Origin of the sequence: Streptomyces boluensis (assembly GCF_009908195.1) — a bacterium.
Lineage (GTDB): Bacteria > Actinomycetota > Actinomycetes > Streptomycetales > Streptomycetaceae > Streptomyces > Streptomyces boluensis.
In genome coordinates this window covers 1-8,533 of sequence record NZ_JAAAHS010000340.1, presented here as the reverse complement: position 1 = coordinate 8,533, position 8,533 = coordinate 1, and the positions used below count along the sequence as shown (strand labels likewise).

5 protein-coding genes are annotated in these 8,533 nt (G+C 72.4%); 2 read left to right on the top strand and 3 right to left on the bottom strand.

Going from position 1 to position 8,533, the window contains the following annotated elements; all coding sequences use genetic code 11:
* The first annotated feature begins 119 nt into the window (after window positions 1-119).
* On the top strand, window positions 120-566 hold the full coding sequence (locus GUY60_RS29970; RefSeq protein ID WP_161703440.1) for a hypothetical protein: 447 nt from the start codon (window positions 120-122) through the stop codon (window positions 564-566).
* A 368-nt stretch (window positions 567-934) separates the two neighbouring features.
* On the opposite strand, the gene GUY60_RS29965 is transcribed toward GUY60_RS29970, so the two are convergent.
* Complete coding sequence (locus GUY60_RS29965) at window positions 935-4,051, bottom strand: AfsR/SARP family transcriptional regulator (protein ID WP_312866479.1); 3,117 nt, start codon at window positions 4,049-4,051, stop codon at window positions 935-937.
* A 218-nt stretch (window positions 4,052-4,269) separates the two neighbouring features.
* On the opposite strand from GUY60_RS29965, the gene GUY60_RS29960 reads away from it, so the two are divergent.
* On the top strand, window positions 4,270-6,768 hold the full coding sequence (locus GUY60_RS29960) for an ATP-binding protein (protein ID WP_161703436.1): 2,499 nt from the start codon (window positions 4,270-4,272) through the stop codon (window positions 6,766-6,768).
* Here the strand turns inward: GUY60_RS29960 and GUY60_RS29955 are convergent.
* Window positions 6,745-7,161, bottom strand: coding sequence for a hypothetical protein (locus tag GUY60_RS29955; protein WP_161703434.1), 417 nt, complete (start codon window positions 7,159-7,161; stop codon window positions 6,745-6,747). The two genes, GUY60_RS29960 and GUY60_RS29955, sit on opposite strands and share 24 nt — an antisense overlap.
* Window positions 7,158-8,345 carry a hypothetical protein gene (locus GUY60_RS29950; RefSeq protein WP_161703433.1) on the bottom strand — a complete coding sequence of 396 codons (1,188 nt, stop codon included), beginning with the start codon at window positions 8,343-8,345 and terminating at the stop codon, window positions 7,158-7,160. Before GUY60_RS29950 ends, GUY60_RS29955 begins: the two co-directional genes overlap by 4 nt.
* Between the last annotated feature and the right edge of the window lie 188 nt (window positions 8,346-8,533).

The following is an 8,533-nucleotide window of genomic DNA, read 5'->3' as shown; positions in this document are numbered from 1 at the left end:
GGGCCTATGTGCCGCGCGGGATTTCCCAGTACGTCGGCTGACAACACGCTGGGCCGTTACCGCCCGGTCTGCCACTGTGGTCCAGGACCGGCAGCCGGGCGGGGCACGGAGGGGGACGCGTGGACGTGGAGTTGACGGCCTTGGCGGCGACCGGTGCGACCACCGTCGTCGGCCTCATGGTCACGGAGACCTGGAACCGGGCAAGGGACCGTCTGGTACGACTCTTCAGCCGGGGCGGCGACGAGGAGGCCGCAGGGGAGGAACTCCAGGACTCCAGAGACCAGTTGCTCGGCGCCCGTGACGCGGAGGACGAGTCGGCGGCCGCCGACATCGAGGCGGCGCTACGGGTGTGGCTGCGCCGAGTGCTCCAGCGGGACGCGGACGCGGTCGGCCAACTCCGCGATCTGATCGCCGAGTTCGGGCCGGAGCGGCCTGTCGACGGCGCGGTGAACAACACCGCGCACGTGGGTGTGCAGAACGGGCCGATGGTTCAGGCGAGGGACATCTCGGGGCTCACGATCCACGGCTCGACGCCTTCGCGGAGCCCTCGGCCCGAGCGGCCGTAGCGACCGTAGGGGGCGCGGGCCCTTCCGCCACGGGGCGGAAGGGCCCAGTGCTGTGCCGGTCAGCTCAGGCGCTCGCCGTGCTCCTGCGCCACGGTCGCCGCACCGCTCTGTCGAGCTTGGCTTTCCGCGTCGGACGAAGCCAGGCTCGGAATGCATATCGCCGGACTGAGGGCGAGGGCCGCGGCAGCGACGACGAGCTTACGGGCGACTTTGGACGTGCTTCGTTTCATTGTTGTCCAAACTAACGGTTCAGCGCCGGGCGGCATCGTCGCCGTCCGGGCTGAATTACTACCGCATTGCTCCGCGCGGACACAAGGCGGTGCCGCTGAAGCTTTTCGCGTCGCGGTGGGTCTGATAGTGCGGGGGAATCAGCGGTGGCGTTCTCGCCGAGAAATAGATGTGTCTTTGGCATATGCCGAATCGGTGGAGTATTCGACGGACCGCAACGCCGCCAGACTTTCCCGGGCGAGGGCCGCCTCACCGGCCGCCCCGACCTGTTCCGCCGTCACGATCGCACCCTCCAGATGTGCGACCGCCACGGCGAGGTCGCCGCGTCGCCGCGCGGCGAGACCGAGGCCGTGCAGGGCCACGGACTCCTCGTGTGCTGCGCCGATGGACCGGGCCAGGTCGAGGGCGCGGCGGTACTCGTCGGCCGCGCGGGCGACGCGGCCGGCGGCGAGGAGAGCGGCGCCCATTCCGCACAACGTGATCGACGCATTACGCAGATCCCCCAGGCGCCGGAATGTGGCCAGCGAATCCTGGTAGAGGTCGAGTTTCGCGACGATCTCGTCGGGCGAATTCATCGCGTCGGCGAGATTGGTCTGCGTGATGGCCCTTTCCAAGGGACTGCCGACGCGCGTGAGAATAGCCAGTGCCTCACTCAGGAATGCGCGTGCTGATTCTGTCCGGTTCGCCTTCTGGTAAAGGTCGGAGAGATTGTTGAGTACGCGCGCCTCTTCGTGACTGTCGAGCAGTGAACGGAAGGCGGCAAGGGCCGTGGTGAAATGAGTCTCCGCGTGGCTCAGATCGCCCCGGAACAGGCACACGATTCCCAGGTTGTTATGGCTCCGGGCTATCTGCCACGGGTCTCCCGCGCGAAGCCGCAGGGACAGTGCGTCGGTCTGGTGGCGGTGGGCGTCCGAGAGGCGTCCGAGATTCCAGTTCAGTACGCCGAGAAGATGGAGAGAATCGGCCCGCGCGCTGTCGTCGCCGATGTCCTGCGCGTACCGCAGTGCCCGCGTCGCGGTGGTGAGGGCGTCCTCGTACCGGGCCCGGCGGGACAGGGCGGCGCCGAGGTCGAGCAGCGCGAACACCTCGGCACGCCTCTCACCAGCGGCGTTCCAGTGCTGGGCGGCGGCCGTGTGCATCTGGACGGACTCGGACGCGTACGCCTCCTCGTCCAGGTAGTTGGCGAGGGCCGCGGCCAGGAGTGCCGCCTCGCGCGACTGCCCTTGGGTACGGCAGTGGCGTTCCGCGGCAATCAGGCCCGCGCGTTCGGAGGTGAACCATTGGCGAGCGGCCAACGGGCCCTCCCACGCCGGGATTTGATCGCGGGGTGCGACCGGCGGAAGTACGGGGTGCGGGCGGCGAGGATAGATCATGTGATCTGCGGCAGTGGCCGCCTGTACGTAGAAATCCACCAGGCGGTGAATCGCTCGGTCGCGATCCGCGGGAGCCTCTTCGGACATCGACAGCGTGCGCGAGTATTCACCGAGAAGATCATGGAACACGTACCGTTCCGGCGTGGGTTCCTGAATCAGGTGGGAGTCGAGCAGCACCTCCAGAACCCGCTCCGCGCGCGCCGGGGAAAGATCAGTGAGAGCCGCTGTCGCGTACGCGTCGAAATCGGCTCCCAGGTGCAGGCCCAGGAGCCGGAACACCTGCTGTTCCGTGCTGGTCAGCGTGAGATACGAGACCTCGAATGCCCGCGCTATCTCCCGGTAACCGTCCCGGAGTTCCGCCAGTCTGCTGTGCCCCTGGGACAGCCGTTGCAACAGGTGCGCGGGGGTCCAGGACGGGCGGGAGAGCAGGCGGCGCGCGGCGAGCTCGATGGCCAGCGGGAGGTGTCCGCAGAGCCGGACGATGTCCGACACCTCGTGCGCGGTGACGGAGGGGCCGGCGCCCGCCAGGGCGTGGAAGAGACCGGCGGCGTCCTCGGGCGGCAGTACGTCGAGCAGCACCGCGCGCATGCCGGGCAGGCCGGTGATGCGGCGACGGCTGGTGACGATGACGAGGCTGGCGGAAGGGCCGGGCAGCAGCGGGCCCAACTGGTCCGCGTCGGCGGCGTCGTCGAGCACGATCACCGCGCGTCGGCTGCTGAGCAACGTACGCCAGAGGCCGACGCGTTCCTGAAGCCCATCCGGCACGGAGGCGGCGGGCACGCCGAGGGTGCGAAGGAGCGCGGCGAGCGCATCGGCCGGGGCCAGCGGGGCCAGGTTGGGGGAGTGGGCCTGCAGGTCCAGGTAGAGCTGCCCGTCGGGAAAGAGCGGGGCGAGCTCGTCGGCGGCGTGCAGGGCGAGCAGGGACTTGCCGACGCCCGCCATGCCGGAGATGGTCTGCAGCGCGATCACGACACCGGTCTCCGGGCCCGCCCCGGCGGCGGGTGCCGCGTGCACGATGGAGGACAACTCCGCCGTCCGGCCCACCAGTTCGGCGTGGCTCGGCAGGGTGCGCGGGACCACGGCCGTCGGTGCGGTGGCTGTGGCGGTGACGGTGGCTGTGCGGGGTCGGGGGAGGAGTTCGTCGACGGGTGCGCCGTTGAGGACGAGGCGGTGCAGCCGGGTCAGCGCTTCGCCGGGGTCGGTGCCGAGGCGCTCCCGTAAATGGCGGCGGACCGTGTCGTACACGCGCAGCGCCTCGCTCTGCCGGCCGCACCCGTAGTTGGCGACGATGAGCAGACCGGCGAGCGCCTCGTCGTCGGGGTGCCGGTCGAGGAGCAGGGTGATGTCGGGGACGAGCTCGGCGAAGTGGCCCCGGCGGAGCCCGATGGTGGACCGGGTCAGGTGCGCCGCGAGCCGCTTCTCGCTGAGCCCGGCGCGGGTGCGCTCCGCCCACAGTCCTGGCAGCCCCGTAAGTGGGTCGCCCCGCCACAACTCCTCGGCGCGATCCAGGAGTTGTAGCGCCGTGTCGTCGTCCCCTCGGTCCGCCGCGCCGCGTGCCTGGGCGGAGAGCTGCTGGAAGAGGTGGCTGTCCACCTGGGCGGGGTCGAGGGTGAGTGTGTAGCTCCTGGCCTGCTGGACGAGCCGGTCGCCGAGGCCGCAGGCGCGCAGTCGCTTACGGATCCGGGCGACGTACGCGTGCAGGCTGGCGCGGGGCTTCGCGGGCGGGGCCTCGTCCCACAGGCGGTGGACGAGGGTGTCGAGGGAGACGGGGTGGCCGGCGTCGCAGGCGAGGGCGGCCAGAGCCAGCCGTTCCTTGGTCGAGCCGAGCCGGTCGATCTCCCGGTGGTGACGGAGTTCTATCGGCCCCAAGATTCCGATGCGCACGTCCACGAGTTGCCCCCGTCAGCGTCTCGGCCTGTGCTCTCGATGACCTCAAAGAATCGCATGCGGTCGAAAACGTTCAAATAGTGAGTTCGGTTGTGTCATTTCATTGGCTTGTTTTCGTGTGACCGATCGCCGTCCAGTCGTATTCGGTCTGCCGTGGCCTGTCGGCGGGTAGAGGAGAGAGGTCGCGCGGGGCGGAACGGGGAGGCCGGGGGGAAATGGATCAGGTGACGGAACGGCAATTGACGGCTGCCCTGACATACGCCGCCGACCGGCCCGCCGCCCGCCTCTCCCTGCTCGACGCCGTGGGGTCCGACGCGGACGCCAGGGCCCAACAGCGCGTACGGGCATGGGTGTTGGGCGAGTCGGGCGAGTCGGGCGCGGCCGGTGAGCCGGCCCCGGTCCTGGCCGCGTTGCTCGCCGAGGCGTCGCTGGCCGACCCGGTGCTGGCGGAGAACCTGAGCCGGTGGACAACCCGGACGCTCACGACAGGAGCCACCACACCGGACGGCGGCGAAGCGAGCCGCAACACCTTCGACGCGACCCGGGTCGACGGCGTGGTGGTGCAGGCCAGGAACATCAGCGGCGGACTGCACCTGCACCCCGCAGCCGAAGCGGCGGAGCCGGTGCCCCGTCAGATCCCGGCGCCGCCCGCCCACTTCACCGGCAGGGACCACGAACTCGCCGAACTGGAACGGCTGGCGCGCGCCCCACGGCAGGCCCCCGCCGTCGCCGTGATCAGCGGCCCCGCCGGGGTGGGCAAGAGCGCACTCGCCCGGGGCCTGCTCGGCAAGGTCGCGGACGCGTTCCCCGACGGGCTGCTCCACGCGGACCTGCGCGGCCGTTCCCCCGAAGGCCCCGCACGCCCCACCGAGATCCTGGCCGAGTTCCTGCGGGCCCTCGGGTGCCGCCAAGTGCCGTACGAGTTACGGGAGTTGGCCGCGTTATGGCGCACCGTCACCGCCGAGGCCAGGATCGCGGTCCTGCTCGACGACGCCCTCAGCGCAGCCCAGGCACGCCCGCTGCTGCCCGCCTCACCCACCGCGCTGACCCTGGTGACCAGCCGCGGGCGACTGACCGGCCTGGGCCTTGACGGTGCCGCCTTCCGGCCCCTCGGCGTCCTGGACGCAGCGCACTCGCTCGAACTGCTCAGCCGCAGGATCGGGGAGAGCCGGGTGCACGGTGAACCGGAGGCGGCCCGAAGCGTCGCGACGGCCTGCGGCGGCCTTCCCCTCGCCGTCTGTGTGGCCGCCGCGCACATGGCCGCAAGGCCTCGGCAACCCCTCGCGGCGATGGCGCGGGCGCTCGGGGAGAACGGCCAGCACACCCTGGACGCCCTCCGGGTGGAAGGCGAATCGGCGGTACGGACAGCCCTCGACGAGTCGTACCGCCTGCTGCCGCCCGCGCTCGGCCGGGCGTACCGGCTGCTCAGCCTCGCCCCGGTCGGCGTCCTCGACGCACCGGTGGCCGCCGCCGTCTGCGCCGTACCGCCCGAGGCGGCCGAACGCCTCCTCGACGATCTGGCCGAGGTCAGCCTGCTCGACGAACTCGGCGGCACGGCGCACTCCGGACCGGTGCGCTACCGCTTTCACGACCTCGTCAGAGCACACGCACGGCGCCTGGCCGGTACGGAGGACCCGCCCGAGGAGCGCGACGCGGCGGCCGCGCGCGTGCTTGACCACTACCTGGCCACCGCCACCGCGGCCGAGCAGATCCTCACGCCCAGCCACCGCACCCTGCGCCGCGACTACAGCGGGCCGGTACGTCAACAGCCGCCCTTCGACGACGAACAGGGCGCGATCCAGTGGCTCGACACCGAACGCGGCCGGCTGATGGCGGTCCTGCGGTTCGCCGCCGGGAGCGGAGCGGACGATGCCGCGTGGCAACTGGCCGACGCCATGTGGCCGCTGTTCCTGCGGCTGCGCCCGTACGAACTGTGGCTCGAAGCCCACGAGATCGGCCTCGCGGCGGCCCGCCGCACCGGCGACCGCGCGGGCGAGCGCCGGATGCTCACCTCCGGCGGCACGGGACTGCGCAACACGGGCCGGTACGACGAGGCGCTCCGATGGTTCGAGGAAGCCCTCCGAGCCGCCCGCGAGGACTCGGCCGAGGCCGCCGGGGACTCGACCGGGACAGCTGAGGACTCGACCGGGACAGCCGGGGATGCCGCCGCGCGGGCCCGGCACCGGCGGGACGAGGCCCAGGCCCTGCACGGCCTCGGCCAGACCAGCCGACTCGCGGGCCGACTCCCGGAAGCGGAACGGTACTTCCGTGAAGCGCTCGCCCTGCGCGCGGACATCGGCTACCACCGCGGAGTGGCGCTCAGCCGGCTCTGTCTCGGCGACGTGGCCCTCGCGGCCGGGCAGCCCGAGCAGGCCGTCGGGCACCTGGAGCGGGCGCACGGTGAACTCCTCGCCGAGCAGGACCGCTACGACGCGGCCCGCGCCCTGGCCCTGCTCGGCCGCGCTTACGCCCGCACGGGCCGGCACGCCGAGGCCGACCGTCAACTCCTCGCCGCGCTCGACGAGTTCACGGCGACCGGCTCGGTGCACTGGCAGGCGCACGTACTGGAGATGCTGGGCGAAGCGGCGGCGGAACGCGGTGACACGGAGCGGGCACGGGCCCGGTACGAGGAGTCCCGGGCCCGCTACGCGCCGGTCAGCGAGCCCGACACCCGCCGCCTGGAGGACCGGCTACGGACGCTCGGCAACCCCTGACACCGGGCGGCGCTCGACAGCCCCTGACACCGGGCGGCGGTCGGCAACCCCTGACACCGGGTAGCGGTCCCCGGCCCAGGCTCCCGCCACAAGGCGCCCGTACCACTCGACCGCGAGCGCCCACAGGTCAGCGGGCCCGGCGGCGGCCGAGCGCGGCAGGATGTGCCCCACCGCGCCGGTACGCGCCACGGCAAGACACCGCTCGCCCGAGCACGGCACCACGACGAGGACGCAGCCCGGATAGCAGGCGAGCACCTGGCGGCCCGCCCGCTCGGCGTCAGCCGCCGAGCCGAACTCGGCCCCACAGCACAGGACATCGGCGCACTGCCGCAGCGACTCCTCGGTCACCGGCCCGTCGGCGGCCACGACGACCGGGCCACCCGCGCGCCTCACGCCGACACCTCTTCCGGCCCCGCGTCCACCCGGTGCCGGGGCGCGGGAAGCGGCGGCAGCTCGGGCGCGCACGCGGGCTCGCCGAGGCCGAGGACGCGGTACAGCAACGTGCGCGCGTTGCGCCCGAAGCGGCCCGGCTCGGACGAGATGCGCCCCCCGATCCGCCGGTACGCGGCGGCCGGATACGTGGCGCGCGCGTAAGCCAGCTGATCCGGCAGCGGATGCGCCGGCGACAAGGTGGGCGCCGTACGGGCGAGTTCCGCACCCGGCGAGCCCGGATCGACGTCCGCCTCCGGGAAGCGGGCGAGTAGCACGGCCGCGCGGGTGAGCGTGGCGTAGAGCGTCACCGAGCCGTGGTCACCGATCACCCAGTCCGCGGCGATCAACGGCGCCCGCCAGTCCGCCTCCGGCGGCAGCACCATGACCCCGCGGCGCCGGGCCGCCGCCAGCCAGGAGCGGACCTGCCACTCCCCGTGCCCCGCCCAGACGTTGGGGTGCACCAGGACCCCGATCCGGTACTGCTCCGGCGGCAGTTCGGCGAACAGCCGGGGCAGCAGGGCGTCGAAGCGGTTGAACGCGGATCCCGTCCCCCACGTGCTGCAGACCAGGAGCAGCTTCTGGCCCCGGCCGAGCCCCAGCGCGGCCCGGTAGCGGCGGCGCTGCCCCAGACTGGCCACGATCCGGTCGTGGGTGGCGTCGCCGATGACTTCCGCGACCGGCAGCGCCTCCGGGCAGCAGCGCTCAAGGGTGCCGAGTTCGTCGCGGTGCGCGAGGGCGACCGCACGGGGTACGACCTCGCCGTTCCGCATCAGGTACTGGCGCCCGAGCCCGCCGACGGTGCGGGGCTGTCCGGGCGTACGGTCGTCGGCGAGCCGGGACAGCTTCATGTGCCCGGCGCCGTGCGGCAGCCGGACGAGCGGACCACGCAGCCGGTCGACCCCCTGCGAACCGGCCGCGAGCACGAGGTCGAACTCGATCCGCAGCGCCTCCTCCCACGGCAGCACCGTGCAGCCGAGCGCGCTCAAGGACCGGGCGGCACCGGAGTTGAAGGCGTGCGGCGCGATGGTGAAGTCGACCTGGATCCGCAGGTCCGCCTCGAGCAGCGGCAGCAGGTCCCGCAACCGCTGCCCGTACACCTCGGTGTGCACGACGACGAGGACGCGCCGGCAGCCGGGAATCGTCACCCACTGCCCCTCTCCGGATCGGTCCCGCGCCGCGTGGCGGCCTGGTGTGCGGTCGGTACGTGACTTCATGGCTCCCCCGATGGTTGACGCTTCGGCTTCGAGTGGGGGATGCCCGAGAGGCTCGGCGGAAGGCTTGCCCGGCGCTTGCCGAAACCTTGCAGCGCCGCGTACGGGGGAGGGAGCGGCGG

What these genes read in the sequence shown, in the direction of transcription:
- GUY60_RS29960 (WP_161703436.1), top strand. Translation starts at nt 4,270, where the DNA reads ATGGATCAGGTGACGGAACGGCAATTGACGGCTGCCCTGACATACGCC.